Source organism: Streptomyces sp. NPDC056296 (assembly GCF_042268605.1).
Lineage (GTDB): Bacteria > Actinomycetota > Actinomycetes > Streptomycetales > Streptomycetaceae > Streptomyces.
On the sequence record NZ_JBHJRX010000003.1, the window covers coordinates 220,338 to 236,676 of the forward strand.

Annotated in this window: 15 protein-coding genes; 10 read left to right on the plus strand and 5 right to left on the minus strand. The window is 72.6% G+C overall.

All coding sequences use genetic code 11. The annotated features are described in order from the left end of the window. Window positions 1–20: 20 nt before the first annotated feature. Window positions 21–1,601: a benzoylformate decarboxylase gene (gene mdlC / locus ACFCZF_RS04060; RefSeq protein WP_376670295.1), complete on the minus strand. Its 1,581-nt coding sequence runs from the start codon at window positions 1,599–1,601 to the stop codon at window positions 21–23. Window positions 1,602–1,695: 94 nt separating this feature from the next. Here mdlC and ACFCZF_RS04065 point away from each other — a divergent pair, with 94 nt between their 5' ends. From ACFCZF_RS04065 to pgm, 4 genes are all read left to right on the plus strand, one after another. Continuing rightward, window positions 1,696–2,631, plus strand: a complete 936-nt coding sequence (locus ACFCZF_RS04065) for a LysR family transcriptional regulator (RefSeq protein WP_376670296.1) — start codon at window positions 1,696–1,698, stop codon at window positions 2,629–2,631. A 46-nt stretch (window positions 2,632–2,677) separates the two neighbouring features. After that, on the plus strand, window positions 2,678–3,415 hold the full coding sequence (locus tag ACFCZF_RS04070) for a Type 1 glutamine amidotransferase-like domain-containing protein (RefSeq protein WP_376670297.1): 738 nt from the start codon (window positions 2,678–2,680) through the stop codon (window positions 3,413–3,415). Between the two features lie 66 nt (window positions 3,416–3,481). Then, window positions 3,482–3,910: a hypothetical protein gene (locus ACFCZF_RS04075; RefSeq protein ID WP_375918112.1), complete on the plus strand. Its 429-nt coding sequence runs from the start codon at window positions 3,482–3,484 to the stop codon at window positions 3,908–3,910. Window positions 3,911–4,106: 196 nt separating this feature from the next. Further along, entirely contained in the window at window positions 4,107–5,747 is a 1,641-nt protein-coding gene (gene pgm, locus ACFCZF_RS04080) for a phosphoglucomutase (alpha-D-glucose-1,6-bisphosphate-dependent) (RefSeq protein ID WP_376670298.1), read from the plus strand. 63 nt (window positions 5,748–5,810) lie between these two features. Here pgm and ACFCZF_RS04085 read toward each other — a convergent pair whose 3' ends face one another. Together ACFCZF_RS04085 and ACFCZF_RS04090 are read right to left on the minus strand one after the other, a co-directional pair. After that, entirely contained in the window at window positions 5,811–7,016 is a 1,206-nt protein-coding gene (locus ACFCZF_RS04085) for a cytochrome P450 (protein ID WP_376670314.1), read from the minus strand. Between the two features lie 130 nt (window positions 7,017–7,146). Further along, entirely contained in the window at window positions 7,147–8,115 is a 969-nt protein-coding gene (locus ACFCZF_RS04090) for a LysR family transcriptional regulator (RefSeq protein ID WP_376670315.1), read from the minus strand. A gap of 241 nt (window positions 8,116–8,356) precedes the next feature. On the opposite strand from ACFCZF_RS04090, the gene ACFCZF_RS04095 reads away from it, so the two are divergent. Continuing rightward, window positions 8,357–9,094: an SAM-dependent methyltransferase gene (locus ACFCZF_RS04095; RefSeq protein ID WP_376670299.1), complete on the plus strand. Its 738-nt coding sequence runs from the start codon at window positions 8,357–8,359 to the stop codon at window positions 9,092–9,094. 111 nt (window positions 9,095–9,205) lie between these two features. Next, complete coding sequence (locus ACFCZF_RS04100) at window positions 9,206–9,646, plus strand: ATP-binding protein (RefSeq protein ID WP_376670300.1); 441 nt, start codon at window positions 9,206–9,208, stop codon at window positions 9,644–9,646. 94 nt (window positions 9,647–9,740) lie between these two features. Here ACFCZF_RS04100 and ACFCZF_RS04105 read toward each other — a convergent pair whose 3' ends face one another. Together ACFCZF_RS04105 and ACFCZF_RS04110 are read right to left on the minus strand one after the other, a co-directional pair. Further along, complete coding sequence (locus ACFCZF_RS04105; RefSeq protein ID WP_376670301.1) at window positions 9,741–10,298, minus strand: GNAT family N-acetyltransferase; 558 nt, start codon at window positions 10,296–10,298, stop codon at window positions 9,741–9,743. Then, complete coding sequence (locus ACFCZF_RS04110; protein ID WP_376670302.1) at window positions 10,295–11,011, minus strand: hypothetical protein; 717 nt, start codon at window positions 11,009–11,011, stop codon at window positions 10,295–10,297. The genes ACFCZF_RS04105 and ACFCZF_RS04110 overlap by 4 nt, the downstream gene beginning before the upstream one ends. A gap of 130 nt (window positions 11,012–11,141) precedes the next feature. Between ACFCZF_RS04110 and ACFCZF_RS04115 the strand changes: the two genes are divergently transcribed. The 4 genes from ACFCZF_RS04115 to ACFCZF_RS04130 all read left to right on the plus strand — a co-directional run bounded on the left by ACFCZF_RS04115 (window position 11,142) and on the right by ACFCZF_RS04130 (window position 16,191). Beyond that, window positions 11,142–13,037, plus strand: a complete 1,896-nt coding sequence (locus tag ACFCZF_RS04115; RefSeq protein WP_376670303.1) for a SpoIIE family protein phosphatase — start codon at window positions 11,142–11,144, stop codon at window positions 13,035–13,037. Window positions 13,038–13,532: 495 nt separating this feature from the next. Continuing rightward, the gene (locus ACFCZF_RS04120; protein ID WP_375918126.1) at window positions 13,533–14,108 is read left to right on the plus strand and encodes a hypothetical protein; all 576 of its coding nucleotides are present in this window, start codon (window positions 13,533–13,535) and stop codon (window positions 14,106–14,108) included. A gap of 105 nt (window positions 14,109–14,213) precedes the next feature. Then, a complete protein-coding gene (locus ACFCZF_RS04125; RefSeq protein WP_375918128.1) occupies window positions 14,214–14,873 on the plus strand; it encodes a class F sortase in 660 nt (219 codons plus the stop codon). 160 nt (window positions 14,874–15,033) lie between these two features. Then, window positions 15,034–16,191 (plus strand): SchA/CurD-like domain-containing protein, encoded by a 1,158-nt coding sequence (locus ACFCZF_RS04130; protein ID WP_376670304.1) that lies wholly within the window; start codon window positions 15,034–15,036, stop codon window positions 16,189–16,191. Window positions 16,192–16,339 lie beyond the last annotated feature (148 nt).

Below are 16,339 nucleotides of genomic sequence, written 5' to 3' on the forward strand. Positions count from 1 at the left end.
CCGGCCGGTCAAGTCGTCTCTCAGGAGGGCGTGGTGAGCGCCGTGTCCACCTGGATGAGACGGGGGTGGTCCGGCCGCTCGGCGAGTACGGCGCGCAACTCCTCGGCGCCGCCGACGTGCCGGGCGCGGACGCCGTAGCCCTCCGCGATGCGGGTGAAGTCCAGCCCCGGGATGTCCAGGCCGGGGGCGTCCGGCACACCGAGCAGGCCGCCGAACCAGCGCAGTGCCCCGTACGTGCCGTTGCGCAGCAGCACGACGGTCAGCGGGACCCGGTGCTGCGCCGCCGTCCACAGGGCGGTGATGCCGTAGTTGGCCGAGCCGTCGCCGATCACGCCGACGACCGGGCGGTCGGGCTGGGCCATCGCGACGCCGACCGCGCCGGGCAGACCGAAGCCGAGTCCGCCGGCCGCCGGGAAGTAGTACGAGCCCTGGCGGCGCAGGTCCATCTGGCGCCACCACGCGGAGTTGGTCGACGTCGACTCGACGACGTACGCCGTGTCCTCGGGCAGTTCGTCGCGCAGTGCGGCGAAGACCTGCTCGGGGTGGAGGCCCGGTCCCTCGGCGGTGAGCGGCTCGGGCGCGGGCCGGTAGGGGCCCGCGGGCGTGCCGGGCGCGTCGAGCGCCTTCAGGAGCAGGTCGATGACGGCCCCGGGGTCGGCGACCAGCGCCTCGCCCATCGGCGCCCGCGCGGCGGCCGACGCGTCCTCGGTCACCTGGACCAACCGGGTGCCCTCCGGCAGATACCGGCCGGGAAGATACTCGTGGTAGCGGAACACCGGCGCGCCCAGCACCAGTACGAGGTCGTGTCCCTCGAAGGCCTCGGAGACCGGCGCGATCCCGGCGGGCAGCACGCCCCGGAACTGCGGATGCCGGTTGGGGAAGGGCAGCCGGAAGAGCGAGGGAGCCGCCCACACCGGGCCGCCCAGGCGCTCGGCCAGCCGGACGGCATCGTCGAAGAGGCCGGCCGAGTCGATGTCGCCGCCCAGCACGAGCGCGGGACGCCGTGCGGAGGCGACCTGCTCGACGAGCCGGCGGGCCTGCTCACCGCCGGGCACGGAGGCCCGCTCCACCCGCCGGTCGAGCACGGCCAGGGCGTTGTCGCCGGCCTCGGCCGACCAGTCGTCGTACGGGACGGAGAGATAGGTCGGCCGCTGCTGGAGCCGCGCCTCGAAGACGGCCTGGGCGAGCGCGCGCGGCACGTCCTCGGCGCAGGCCGGCTCGGCCGCCCAGCCGACCAGCGGCTTCATCAGGGTCTGCGCGTCGACGCTCGCCAGGTTGGCCTCCGGGCCGATGGCGGGCCGCACCTGCTGGCCGGCCACCACCACGAGCGGGGTGCGCGAGGCCACGGCGTTCGTCAGCGCGCCCATCGCGTTGCCCGAACCCGAGGCGGCGTGCAGGTTGACCAGGACGGGGCGGCCGGTCGCCTGGGCGTAGCCGTCGGCCATGCCGACGACGGCGCCCTCGTGCAGCCCGAGGACGTAGCGGAAGCCGTCGGGCAGCTCGGCGAGGAAGGGCAGCTCGTTGGAGCCCGGATTGCCGAAGACGGTGGTGAGCCCCTGGCGCTCCAGGAAATCGTGGGAGACACGACGCACGGATGGCACGGACGTTCCTTTCGAAGTGACGTCGGACACGCTAGGCACCCCGCGACATGGGCACCAATAGATGTTTCGGCATGCCGATATAGAGTCCTTCGATATGGGCACCTTCGATCTCAACCTGGCCCGCGTCTTCGTCCTCCTGTACGAGACCGGCAGCGTCACGGCCACCGCGGAGACGCTGCACGTCACGCAGCCCACCGTGAGCTACAGCCTGGGCAAGCTCCGGCGGCACTTCGACGACGAGCTGTTCCGCCGCAACGGGCGCGGACTGACGCCGACGGCCGGCGCCCGACGGCTGTACGAGCCGCTCCAGCGCGCCCTGGCGGAGATCGACGGGACGGTCCGGCAGGGCGACGCCTTCGACCCCGGGACCATGTCGGGCCGCTTCACGATCGCCCTCTCCGACCTCGGCGAGGCGACCCTCCTGCCGAGGCTCCTCGCCGCGGCCCGCGAGCATGCGCCGGCGGTGTCGTTCACCGTCCGCCCGTTCGACGTGGAGGACGCCGAGAGCCAGCTGCGCCGCGGCGACCTCGACGCGTTCGTGGCGACACCGGTGATCACCTCGCACCTGACGGTGCGGATCCCGCTCTTCCGGGAGCGCTACGTCCTCATGGTCGCCGCCGACCATCCGCGCGTGCGGGGCGACGAGGTCACGCTGCCGGACCTCGCGGCCGAGCACCACGCGACGGTGTTCGGACCGAGCGGGCACGTCGCCCCGCGGGCCGTGCTGGCCGCGCACGGGCTGCTGGAACGGGTGGCCGTGGACGCCACCCGCTTCTCGATGCTGCCCTACCTGCTGGAGCAGACCGACCTGATCGCCATCGTCCCCGAGTACGTCGGGGAGGTCTTCACCGCCTCCCACCGGGTGCGCCTGGTGCGCCTGCCCTTCGAGACCGAGCCGATCGAGATCGCCCTGTACGCACGCCACGAGTCCTCGCGCAGCCCGGCGCAGCGCTGGCTGGTGCAGTTCATGGCCCAGGTGCTGGGCGAGCAGGTGAGCCCGGCCCAGCTGCCGCCGACCGCCGCCCGGTGACGGCCTGTCACCGAGCCACCGGCGGGGCGTCGTTAGGATCATCCGCATGACGGCACCGGAACCGACCATCCTCGCCACCTCCGGCGGACACCGAGCGGGTGGCCGGACCATGGTGACCTTCGACGCCCTGGTCCATCACGCCGTGGAGCTCTCGGGCGCGCACGGCCGCCGCCCCCGCGTCCTGTACGTGGGCACCGCCATAGGGGACGCCGAGCACTTCACCGCCCGCATGACGGAGGCGGCCCGCGTCGCCGGGTTCGACCTGACACCGCTGCACCTGTTCCCCATGCCCAACGTCGAGGACGTCGAGGAGACCGTGCTCGCCCAGGACGTCGTCTGGGTCATGGGCGGCTCGGTGGCCAACCTGCTGGCCGTGTGGCGCGTGCACGGACTGGACCGCGTCATGCGCCGGGCCTGGGAGGCCGGCGTCGTGCTCAGCGGGGTGAGCGCGGGATCCCTCTGCTGGTTCAGGGGCGGCGCGACCGACTCCTTCGGTCCCGAACTGCGCCCGGTCACCGACGCCCTGGGTTTCCTGCCCTACGGCAACGGTGTGCACTACGACGCCGACGAGGGCCGCCGCCCGCTGACCCACCGGCTCGTCGCCGACGGCACCCTGCCCGCCGCCCACTGCACGGACGACGGCGTCGGCCTCGTCTACCGCGGCACCGAGCTGGTCGAGGCGGTGACGGAGATTCCGGGCAAGGGCGCCTACGTGGTCGTACGCGAGGGCGACACGGCGGTGGAGGAGCGCGTCGAGCCGCGAACGCTGCCCGGCGTGGCGTGATCGCCGGTAGGCGAGCGGAGGGCGCCGTACGTGTTTGCCATCGCGGTGAGAGGCAAGGCGGTGTCCATGAGCGATCCGAACAAGGACACGAACCAGAAGCCCAACACCACACGGACCGCCGAGTCCAAGGCCCGCGACGCCGCGGACAAGGCGACCGCCCCCGCCTCGCGGGCCGGACAGGCCGCCGCGGGCAAGGCCGGTGACGCGGCGTCAGCGGCCAAGGCCGGCGCCCAGCGTTCGGCGGAAGCCGCGAACGGTGCCGTCCACACGGCGGCCAAGGGCGTGGAGGCCGGGCGTCAGGCGGTCATCAACACCTCGGGCCAGGTGGCGGCCACGGCCAAGACGGCGTGGACGGTCATCGCCCACCGCAAGCTGGTCGCCGCGGGCGTGGGAGCCGGCATCACCGCGCTGAGTGCCGCGTCGTACGCGGTGGGACGCCGCGCGGGACGCCACACGCACGGCCCCCTCACCCGGCTCACCGGCGGCCGGATCTGACACGCCCCGGCGGCCACGTCCCGGCGCCGACGCCACGGCCCTCGGTCGGCCGGCGCACGGGCGGGTCCAGCCGCCGCCGCACGTCCACCTCGGTCACGGCGTGCACCCGACCTCGGCCGGAACGTCCGGTACCGCTCTCCCGGCAGGGGAAGATGGGACCGCGAGCGAATGCCGACCGACGCGGAGGAGTGGGCGCATGCAGCATGACCGAGCCGGAAAGCCGGCCGGCCCCGAGGACCTGATCGACGTGGCCCGGCTGGTGACGGCGTACTACGCCCTGCACCCGGATCCGGCCGAGCCGGGGCAGCGCGTGGCCTTCGGCACGTCCGGGCACCGCGGATCGTCCCTCGCGGCGGCGTTCAACGAGGACCACATCGCCGCCACCAGCCAGGCCATCTGCGAATACCGCTCCGCGCAGGGTACCGATGGCCCGCTCTTCCTGGGCGTCGACACGCATGCCCTGTCCGAGCCCGCGAGGATCACCGCACTGGAGGTGTTCGCGGCCAACGACGTGACCGTCCTCGTCGACACCGCGGACGGCTACACCCCCACCCCGGCGGTCTCGCACGCCATCCTCACCCACAACCGCGGCCGCGCCTCGGGCCTCGCCGACGGAGTGGTCGTCACCCCGTCGCACAACCCGCCCGCCGACGGCGGCTTCAAGTACAACCCGCCGAACGGCGGCCCCGCGGGTTCCGACGCCACCTCCTGGATCCAGGACCGGGCCAACGAGATCATCGCGGCCGGCCTGAAGGACGTACGACGCGTCCCTTACGCCCGGGCGCTCGCCGCGCCCGGCACCGGCCGCCACGACTTCCTCGACGCCTACGTCTCCGACCTGCCGAGCGTCCTGGACATCGACGCGATCCGGTCGGCGGGCGTGCGGATCGGTGCCGACCCGCTGGGCGGCGCCTCCGTCGCGTACTGGGGCCGCATCGCCGAGCAACACCGCCTCGACCTGACGGTGGTCAACCCGCTCACCGACCCCACCTGGCGGTTCATGACGCTGGACTGGGACGGCAGGATCCGCATGGACTGCTCGTCGCCGCACGCGATGGCCTCGCTCATCGAGCAGCGCGACCGCTTCACCATCGCCACCGGCAACGACGCGGACGCCGACCGGCACGGCATCGTCACCCCGGACGCCGGGCTGATGAACCCCAACCACTACCTCGCCACCGCCATCGCCTACCTCTACGCCCACCGCACCGAATGGCCCGCCGACGCCGGCGTGGGCAAGACGCTGGTGTCCTCCGGCATGATCGACCGGGTCGCCGCCGATCTCGGCCGACGGCTGGTCGAAGTCCCCGTCGGCTTCAAGTGGTTCGTGGACGGACTGCTCGGCGGCACGCTCGGCTTCGGCGGCGAGGAGTCCGCCGGGGCGTCCTTCCTGCGCCGGGACGGTTCGGTGTGGACCACGGACAAGGACGGCATCATCCTGGCGCTGCTCGCCTCCGAGATCACCGCTGTCACCGGCAGGACCCCCTCGGAGCACTACGCCGCCCTCACCGCCCGCTTCGGCGAACCCGCCTACGCCCGCATCGACGCGCCCGCGACCCGCGAGGAGAAGGCCCGGCTGGCCAAGCTGTCCCCGGCCCAGGTCACCGCCGACACCCTCGCGGGGGAGCCGGTCACCGCCGTGCTCACCGAGGCACCGGGCAACAGCGCGCCCATCGGCGGCATCAAGGTGACCACCGAGAACGCCTGGTTCGCGGCCCGCCCCTCCGGCACCGAGGACGTGTACAAGATCTACGGGGAGTCGTTCCTCGGGGCGGACCACCTCCGGCAGGTGCAGGACGAGGCCAAGCTCGTCGTCCTCGGCGCCCTGGGCGGCTGACGCCGTACCGGCCCCCTCGGGCCGGACGCCGTACTGGCCCCCTCGGACCGGACCCCGGGCCGGTCAGCGACGACCGGCCCGGGGGAGTGCCACGCTCAACCCGCGGATCTCGTAACCGCCGATCGCCTCCTGGAAGGCGACGCGCGGTTCCCCGTTCATCCGGACGCCGTCGAGGGCGAACAGACGGCTGAGAAAGACATCGGTCTCCAGGAGGGCGATGTGCGCCCCGGGACACCGGTGCGGCCCGTCGCCGAACGAGAGCCCCGCACCGGTCTCCGCGGCGCGGCCGGGCCGGACCACCAGCGGGTCCTCGCCCACGGCCTTCGGGTCGGTGTTGGCGTCGTCCAGGAGGAGTTCGACGTACTCGCCCGGGCGGACGGTCACCGGCCCCTCGGGGCAAAAGAGTTCGACGGTCTCGGTGGCCCGCCGGCGCAACCGCCCGATCACGGGCTCCAGCCGCAGCAGTTCCTGGAGGACGCCGAGACGCCCGGCCTCGTCCGCCGAACGGTAGTGGTCGAGCAGACCGGCGTCCGAGAACAGGTGCCAGGCGGCCAGGCAGATGAACTCGCGCGTGGTCACCATGCCGGCCGCCGCGAACGTCAGGCACTCACCGAGGATCTCCGTGTCCGAGCAGCCCTCCGCGATCAGGTGGGAGATCAGGTCGTCCTGCTCGCGGCGGCGGTGCGCGCGGATGGCGGGGCGGACGTCGGCCAGATGGATGCGGAGCCAGTTGGTGTTCTGCCGCAGGAACCAGTAGAGACCCCGCACGCTGGTCAGGCCTGGCTCGCCGAACTCCTCCGGGAAGAAGCGCTCCAGTCGGCGGCGGATGCCGGGCCGGCTGTGGCGCAGTCCGACGACCTCGCTCACCACGCCGATGGCCAGGTCGAAGGCGAGATCGGAGAGCTGTGCCTCGCCCGCCGCGCGCAGGGCCGCCAGCCGCTCCTCCGCGATACGGACCATCAGGTCCCGGTAGTGCTCGTCCACGCGGCGGGGAGTGAAGAAGCGCGCGGTCTGCCGGCGGTGTTCCCGGTGTTCGGGGCCGTCCCGGTAGAGCACGGGCCGGCGCACGCGGGGCGGGAGCTTCTCCACCGTCTCGATGCCGAGCCCGGCCTGCACGGTGCCGGGGCCGCGCAGCAACGCACGCGCGACCGCGAAATCGTGCACCTGCCAGGTCCCGTCCGCCGCGCGACCGACCGGGCACGCCGGCCGCGGCCGTCCCCGGTCGGCCTTGCGCGCGGAGCCGCCTGCCTCGTGTCCGTCGTGCACCAGTGGGCACCCCCAAGTCCGGTACCGTACGGCCCCGGTGACCGCGCGGCCTGGATGACGTGGTCCACAGGATCGGCTACGCGCCGACCCCTGACCACCCCCCACAACCCCCGAGTCGTGCGTGGCGCGCGCATCACGACCGGGCTGGATCGCCCCGTGGGTGGGAGCGCAAGGCCCACGCCGGTGTCCAGACCTCCGTGTCGAGACGACCGGCCGGCCGGGAGGCGAGGTAGGCGCGCAGTACGGTCAGCGCGGGGTGCGGGTTGTCGGCGTGCCACAGCAGGGAGTGCGGGTAGACGGGCGTCGGGTCGCGCAGGGGGATGCGGCGCAGATCGTGGACGGCGGGCCAGACGAGTGGGGTCTGCTCGCTGAGGAAGGTCGCGATCGTCGAGGACTCGGCGATCGTGTCGAGGAGCCCCTCGACGCCGAAGTCGGGGCCGATCGCGTCGATGGCGAGCCCGAACTCGGCCGCGAGCGCGTCGTAGTAGGCAGACCACTCGGTGCCGGGGACGTTTCCGGGCATCCAGATGCGATGACCGGAGAGCTGGGCCGGGGTCACCGCCCGGGCCTTCGCGAACTCGTGGGCGGGCCCGGTGAAGAGCTGGAGCGGCTCGTCGAAGACGGGCGTGGCCCGGACACCGTCGGGAAGGGTGCTTCCCGGCATGGTGACGCAGCGGAAGGACGCGTCGATCGCCCCGGAGCGGATGGCGGTCACGGCCGCGTCCGCGTCGACGTGGAAGAGCGTGACGACGTCGAGGTCGACCTCGGGATGGGCGCGGTGGAAGTCGCGCAGTACGCCGGCCATGGAGAGCCGTCTGCCGATCACGTCGACCCGCAGCGGGCGCCGCCCGGGCCGCACCGAGGCGGCGGCCCGCTCCGCGGCGGCGAGGAGCGCACGCGCGTGCGGGAGGAAGGCCTGCCCGTCGATGGTCAGCCTGGCCCCCCGCGCGGTGCGGGTGAACAACGGCACACCGAGGTCCCGCTCCAGCGCGGCGACGCGCTTGGAGACGGCCTGCTGGGTGATCGCCAGCTCGGCGGCGGCGACCTGGAACTGCCCCGCCTCCGCCACGGCGACGAAGGTGCGTACGGCGATGAGATCCACGGCAGCCATCCTATGAGTACAACCGATGGTTGTGCATGACGAGTGCTTGGGTTGGATGATTCCGCATCGCAGTGCTGGCTTTGATGACTACTCGGGTCCGTCCACATGCACAACCACACGGAGTACTCGCCTTCGGCGTCGAAGCCTGGCTCGGCACCGCATGACGCCCGGACTCGCGCGCCGCCCCGTGAGCCGCTCCGAAATCGGTGCGATGTCGGGGCGGCTGTGTCAGGCTCCGCCGGTGGACCGACAGAAGATCTCCAGACTCGCCCATGCCGATCACCCGATCGCGGCCCCGCTCGACGACGACTCGGTACGCCGACTCCTGGCACGAGGTGTCCCACATGGCGACGCGCGCGTCCTCGACCTGGGCTGCGGAGGCGGAGAGTGGCTGCTGCGCGCCCTCGCCGGACATCCGGGGCTCACGGCCGAGGGCGTCGACATCTCCGAGATATCGCTCGCACACGCCCGAGAGGCGGCGGAGCGGCTCGGCGTGCGGGACCGCCTGGTCCTGCACCGTCAGGACGCCGCACGATTCGCTACCCCGCACCGGTTCGACCTCGTCCTGTGCGTCGGCGCCACGCACGCCTTCGGCGGCCTGCTCGCCACCCTCGCGGCCGCGCGCGAGCACCTGGCGCCAGGGGGACGCGTCCTGGTCGGAGACGGCTTCTGGGAGGGTGAGCCGTCCGCCGAGGCCATCGACATGTTCGGGGACCTCACCGATCTGCCGACCACGTTGGACCGGGTCGTCGCGGACGGCTGGACGCCCGTCGGCGGGCACGTCAGCACCCGGAGCGAACTCGACGACTACGAGTGGTCCTGGACCGGGTCGCTGGCCTCATGGGCCCTTGACCACCCCACCGATCCGGACAGTGCGCAAGCACTCGAAGCGGCCACCACTCACCGTGACGGATGGCTGCGGGTCTACCGGGACGCGCTGGGCTTCCTCTGCCTCGTCCTGCGCCCGACGGGCGACTGAGTGGCAGGACCTCGGACTTCCGCTGATCGGACCGGTTGTTCTCCGGTGTTCCCGGATTTTGGGGGTAGACGGCTGGCGTAACGGTCAAGGCTCAGGAAGAGGGCGGATCGGATGGACGGGGCTGCCCAGAACGGGGACCAGTTGAGAAATGAGCTGGTCAGGGTATCGGCAGAGTACGAGGGCATGCCCGGCGACATCGCCCGGGGCCGTGAGCTGGCTCGGAGGTTCCTGGCGCGGGTGCGGGCGGCGCAAGGTTCCCCGGTGTCCGACCGTGCGACGGACCTGGTGCAGCTGGTGGTCAGCGAGTTGCTGACGAACGCCTGCAAATACGCGCCCGGCCCCTCACTGGTCGATCTGGAGCTGGCCGAGGACCGGGTGGAGGTCACGGTGTGGGACAGCGATCCGGTGCTGCCGGTGGCCGAGGCGGCGGACCCGGGCCGTATCGGCCGGCACGGGCTGGAGATAGTGATGGCCGTCTGCCAGAGCTTCGAGGTGCACCGGGAACCGGTCGGCAAGCGCATGATGGCCGCGGTGAGACTCGCCGACGCGTGAACGGCACGGCGGTGGCCGCCCGTACCGAGTCCGACGGGACGATGGCAGCGCCGCCGTACGTGACGCGCCGCGCCGTACGTATCCCCCGGAGCCCCTACCGGACGGCGGGGCGCCGGTCCCCGGCCCGGAGCCGGTAGACCACGCTGGGGCGCAGCGGCCCTTCGGGCACATCCGGGTCGTCGAAGTCGTCGGCCGGGTCACGGGTCATGCCGAGGCGGCGCATCACCGCCTGCGAGCGGAGGTTGGTGGCAGTCGTCACCGCGAGGACCTCCGACAGGTCCAGTACCGCGAAGGCGTGGGTCACCACGGCCTGCGCGGCCTCGGTGGCGTAACCGTGCCCCCAGGCCGGACGGGCCAGACGCCAGCCGGCCTCCACGCCGGTGAACGGCATGCCGTCCTCCACGGGATCGAGCCCGGTGAAGCCGATGAACTCACCGGTGGCGGCGACCTCCACCGCCCACCATCCCCAGCCCCGCCGCTCCAGGTCGGCCTGGAAACGGGCCGCGGACGCCTCGCTCTGCTCCCGGGTCAGCACCCCGGGGAAGTACTCACGGACCACCGGGTCGGCGTTCATGGCCGCCCACGGGGCCAGATCGGACGCCCGCCACTCGCGGAGCAGGAGGCGATCGGTTCGCAGCCCGGAGCCACTCACGGCGTCACCTCTTCCCCGTCGATCACCTCGGCCGGCTTCGGCGGCCGGATGTCCAGCGGCGCGTCGAAGTCGGCGAAGGACGTGGCGGTGTCGTACTCGGCGCCCTTGTAGACCGCCTTGAGCAGGTACGGCTTGCCGTCCGTCGCGACGTAGAAGGTGTATGTTCCGCCCTTGTCCGCCTTGTCCGCCTTGTCCGCCTTGTCGGTCACGGTCAGTTCGACCGCCTCCCGGCCGGCGACGCGGGTGGTCCTCCCCTTCTTCGCCGTGCCGAAGGACTCGAAGGGGCGGGTGCAGGAGGAGAGCCCGTCACCGGGCTGTGCCGCGTCGGCGGGCTTCTTGATCCACAGCCGCTGCTCGCTGGTGACGCCACCGGGCTTCCAGTTCTCCAGGTAGGCACGGTCGGGACGGACGTAGTCGGTCCCGCCTATCCGGATCTGGTCGAGGGTGCCGCCCTGGGAGAACGTGCTCTTGGCGGTGCACCGGTCCTCGAGGTCGGTCACGAGCCGGACGGTGACCGTACCGCCCTTCGCCGCGGTGCTGGTCGAGTCGACCCGCACGGACTTCAGCGCCCGCATCGCGGCGTTGGCGTCCTCGAGCATGTCGTCGGCGGACCGGTTCCCGCCGGAGTCACCGCTGCCGCACCCTGCCACGAGGGTCCCGGCCAGCAGACAGGTGAGTACGGTCGACGCCGTGGTCGTGGTCTTCGTCCGCACGCAACCCTCCAGGTACATGATCAGCACCGGGAGCCTACCCGCCCTCCCTCCTTCGGCTCTCCGGAGCGGTTCATCCCCGTCCACTGAGGGAACCTGGCGGGATGGACGGCATCGGAAGGCTGTGAGGGTCGTGACATCACGCTGGGCGGGCCACCGGGAGGGCGACGAGCCAGGGGACGAGGGAGCGGACGGTGCCCCGGCGCCCGACTTCGCCCGAGCGGTCCTGCACGCTCTCGGTACCGGCGTCCTCACCCTGGACCCGTCCGGCCGGATCACCTCGGCGAACCCCTGGGCCGAGCAACTGCTGGGGCGGTCGGCGGGGGACATGGTCGGACACGACTCGCACGACCTCCTGCACCGGCACGCCGACGGCAGCCCCGTGCCGCGCGAACGGTGCGCACTGCTCGGCCCCCTGCACGCGGCGTCCTCCGAGGAGGGAAGCGAGGAGTTCTTCCAACGGGCGGACGGCACCACGGTACCGATCCTCTGGACGGCCACCCCGCTGGTCAGGGACGGTCGACGGGAGGGGCTGGTGCTCGTCTTCCACGATTTCAGCCTGCACCGCAGCGCCGCGGAGGAGAGGGAGGCGCGCACCGCCGCCCTGGAAGCACTCACCACCCAGCTCCATCTGGTGGCCGAGATCTCCACGGTACTGATCCCCACCGAGCGGGCCTCCACCACGATCCGCCGTCTCCTGCGGCTGCTGGTGCCGGAGCTGGGCCAGTGGGCCGCGGTCGACGTCTACCAGGGACAGTCGGACGTCCTGGAGCGGGTCGCCGTGCGCAGCAGCACCCACCCGCACCGTGCGGGACGGCTGCGAGGGCCGATGACCTCGCTGCCGGACCAGGCCCGCGCCGCACTGACCCGGCTGATCAACAGTGACCGCCCCGCCCCGCTGAGCGCCGAGGACCTGCTGAACGACCCGCGCAACCCCCTCGCCGCCACCCACCGGGTGCTGTTCGAACGGCTCGGCGGACACGCGGCCGTCGTCGTCCCGCTCCGCACCAGGCAACGGTCGTACGGGACCCTGACCGTGGCAAGCGCGGGAGACCGCCCCGCCCATACCGAGGCCGAGGTCGCCCTGTTGGCCGACATCGGCCGCCGCGTCGGACTGGTCCTCGACAACGCCCGGCTCTACCACGAGCAGCAGAACGTCGCCGAGACCATGCAACGCCAGCTGCTGACACCTCTCCCGCAGGTCGACCACCTGCGCATGGCGGCCCGGTACTGGCCCGCCGAGAGCGCCATGGAGGTCGGCGGGGACTGGTACGACGCCCTTCTGCTCGCCGACGGCGTCATGGCCCTGGTCATCGGGGACGTGGTCGGGCACGACCTGCAGGCCGCCGCCCACATGGCCGAGGTCCGCAACATGCTGCGTGCCCTGGCCTGGGACCACCAGGAGCCGCCGAGCGTGATCATGCGACGCCTCGACGAGGCCGTGACCAACACCAGCGACGCCCCCATGGCCACGCTCGTCTTCGCCCGCGTCGAAGGCCCCGAAGGAGGCCCCTGGGAGTTCCACTGGGTCAACGCCGGACATCCGCCGCCCCTGCTGATCACGCGGGAGGGGGAGACCCGCTTCCTGGAGGACGGACACGGCCCGCTCATCGGCATGAGCGCCACCCTGCGCCTCGGCCTCGGCTGGCCCGACGCGCGCGAGGAACTCCCGCCGGAGAGCATCCTCCTGCTCTACACCGACGGTCTGGTGGAGAGCCGAGACCGCCCGATCGACCTCGGCATGGCCAAGCTCCGCCACCACGCCGGTGTCCTGGCCCGCAGGCTGGAGGGGCGGAGCATCGACGAGTACTGCGACGAGCTGCTCGACCGCATCACACCCCGCGGCGACGACGTCGCCCTGCTCGCCCTGCGCCTGCCCGCCGCCGGCGTCGGCGCCCCCGGGGACACCGCACCGCCGCCACCGCCCCAGTCCGCGCACAGCGAGGCCACCCCGGACCGGGCCGCTCCCGGCTCACGCCGCCAGCAGCCCGAGGTGCTGGACCCGACACACGTCGACCCGGACGAATAGAGGGAGGGGGCGGCGGCTAGGAGGAGGGGGTGGCGGCGCCGCTTTCACGTGCCCGCCCTGCTCCCCGTACTCGTCCGATCCAGGTAACCCCGACCCGCGACCGGAAGTCCGCGACCGGAAGTCAGTGGGCGCGGTGCGGCGGCTCGCCCGTCCGGGGCACCCGAACGGGCGGAGATCGACACCCGCTCCGCGGTTCCGCTCCTCCGGCCGCGCCCGGCCGGCCACGCCGACACGGTGGCCCGCCGCCCCCGGGCCGTCGGCGTCGACTACCGTCCAAACAAGGGATGTTGACGGACAGAGATGTCCGGTCGTACCCGCAGTCCACCGGTCGGTGGCCGGGGGAGTGTGAGGGCTCCCGCGCCGGGCGGGCCGTCACCCGGCTGAGCGCCTTGAGTGGTGCGAGAGGGACGACTGGCTGACGGTAATTCACGTCGGGGCCGGGTCACCTCAGCTGACGAAGCACCAGCTGCCCGGTCGTGACGGAAGGAACCTCAGATGCGTTCTGCTCACATGCTCCTGACCACAGCGGCGGCCTCGGCCGTCCTCGTCCTCGGTGCCCCCGGCGCCTACGCGGCGGTCGGAGGCGACTGGGACCACGACGACTCTTCCTACAGCAAGGAGCACGACAACGGAGGCAAGCACGAGGAGCCGCGCGGCGGAATGCACACGGGTGGCGGTGCCCTGACCGCGGTGAACGAGGGCGACTGGGAGGGCGGCTCCAAGCAGGAGTCGGAGACCCACAAGCAGGACGAGGGTGAGAAGTCCCGGGGCGGCGGCGAGCACGAGAAGCCGCGCGGCGGCATGCACACGGGCGGTGGCGCCCTGACCGCGGTGAACGAGGGCGACTGGGAGGGCGGCGGCTCCAAGCAGGGCTCGGAAACCTACAAGCAGGACGAGGGTGAGAAGTCCTGGGGCGGCGGCGAGCACGAGAAGCCGCGCGGCGGCATGCACACCGGAGGCGGCGGGCTGGACGCGCCGACCACGACCGCGGGCGGACTGGCCGTCCTGGCCGTCGCCGGGACCGGTCTGTACGCCGTCCGACGCAGGAAGTCGGCTCACGGAACGGCCTGAGCCGTGCCGGGCGCGATAGCAGTCGGGCCGCCGCCCAGGCACCGCGCGGCGGCCCGGCTCGCTGCCCCCACCCCGTCCGCCCGTGACCCAGTGAGGTGGTCCTCGATGGCAGTCCCCCCTTCCCCCGCCGACGACGAGCCGGCGCCGACCGGGTCCCGCTCGGGTCTGACGCTGCTGTGCGCCGTGGCCCTCCTGGTCCTGGCGGTGAGCCTGATCGGCGGCAACGACACCTCGGCCGACTCCTCCGGCCCACCGCTCGCCCCCCAGCCCGGCGCGTCGGCCCCGTCCGCCGTCGGCGAGCCGGAGACGGATCTGCCACGGTCGAAGCCGGTACGCCTGCACATCCCGGAGATCTCCGTCGACGCCCCCTTCACCGACCTCGCCATCGGTGCGAACGGACAGCTCCAGGCCCCGCCGCCCGACGACACCAACCTCGTCGGCTGGTACGCCAAGGGCGCCTCCCCCGGGGAGGAGGGCACCTCGATCATCGCCGGGCACGTGGACACCAAGACGTCGCCGGCCGTCTTCGCCCGTCTCGGCCAACTGGAGGAGGGCGACGTCTTCCACGTCGAGAGAGCCGACGGACGGAAGGCGTCGTTCGTGGTCGACGGCGTGGAGACCTTCGACAAGGACGACTTCCCCAGCAAGCGCGTGTACGGCGACGGGGACCGGGCCGAGGTACGGCTCATCACCTGCGCGGGCGACTACGACCGGAAGGCCAAGGACTACACGGACAACCTGGTGGTCTTCGCGCACCTCACCTGAGTGCCGCACCCGCCGCACCCGCCACCCCGTGCCGCCCGGTCACCCGGGCAGTGCATACGAGTCGCGCGCCCGCGGGGCCGGGCACAGGATCGAGGCACGCCGGCGTCGTATCACCGCGGCCGATGTTCAGTTCCGCCCCCGCGAAGGAGATGTGCGCAGGATGACCACCACATCCACCCCTGCTTCCGAACCGCTGACGCGACAGGTGTCGCACCATGTCTCCCAGTCGGTGTTCGACGGCTCCAGACTCCGGGTCGTCCTGCTGGTGGAGGTCTACGACGGAGCACAGCAGCAGTTCCTCGAGACGTACGAGCAACTGCGCAGCCACGTCGAGTCCGTTCCCGGGCACCTCGGCGAGCAGCTGTGCCAGTCCATCGAGAACCCCTCCCAGTGGCTCATCACCAGCGAGTGGGAGAGCGCCCCGCCCTTCCTGAACTGGGTGAGCAGCGAAGAGCACGTGCGGATGGTGAAGCCGCTGCACAGCTGCGTCCGGGACACCAGGTCGCTGCGCTTCCACGTCGTCCGCGAGACGAACCACCCCGCGACGGGTGACGGGACCGCCCGGGGCGGGCTCCAGACGTCGCCCCGGATCGGTGACGGCGTGATCCGGCACGCGCTCACCTTCACGGTGAAGCCGGGCAGCGAGGACGCGGTCGGCAAGATCCTCGCCGACTACGCCTCGCCCGAGCCGCGGGTCGACGACACCACACGGCTGTGCCGCACCTCCCTGTTCCTGCACGGCAACCGGGTGGTGCGGGCCATCGAGGTGCGCGGCGACCTGCTCGCGGCCCTGCGGCACGTGGCCGAGCAGCCCGAGGTGCGGGCCGTCGAGGAGGCCATCAACCCGTTCCTGGAGCAGGACCGGGACCTCGGCGACCCGGAGTCCGCCCGGGTGTTCTACACACGGGCGGCGCTGCCCGCCGTCCACCATGTGACCGCGGGGGAGGAGGACCCGGCGGCGCGGCGGCACGCCTTGTCGTACCCGGCCCGGCCGGGCCGCGGCATGCGGCTGGCCCAGCTGCTCGCCGACCGCGACGAGGCGGCCGCGGACGATCCGCGCAGCCCGGTCCTGTGCAGCACGATCTTCCAGCGCGACGACGTCGTGGTCCGGCTGGTCGACGTGCGAGGCGGTCTCGACGCCGGCGACCCGGCGGTGTCCCTCGGGCTCACGGACCCCGGCCAGGTGGCCGAGCTGACGACACTCCTGGACGACCCCGCCGGTACGGAAACCTCCGCACCGAAGGGCGGTGAGCTCGCCCGCGCTCTCGAGGGCGCTCGCATGGAGCTCGTCACCGACCGCCGCTCGCCGGTCGCCTGATCCGCCCCGTTCACGGCGCACACGTTGGGCGGCGGGACCACCGCCGTCGTTCGGAGGAAGAAGTGGCGAGACGCCCAGTTAAACCTCCCAGGCACAGGGGCGGCGGAAAGGCGGAGGGAAGGAAGGAAACGAAGAGCGGGATTAAGGC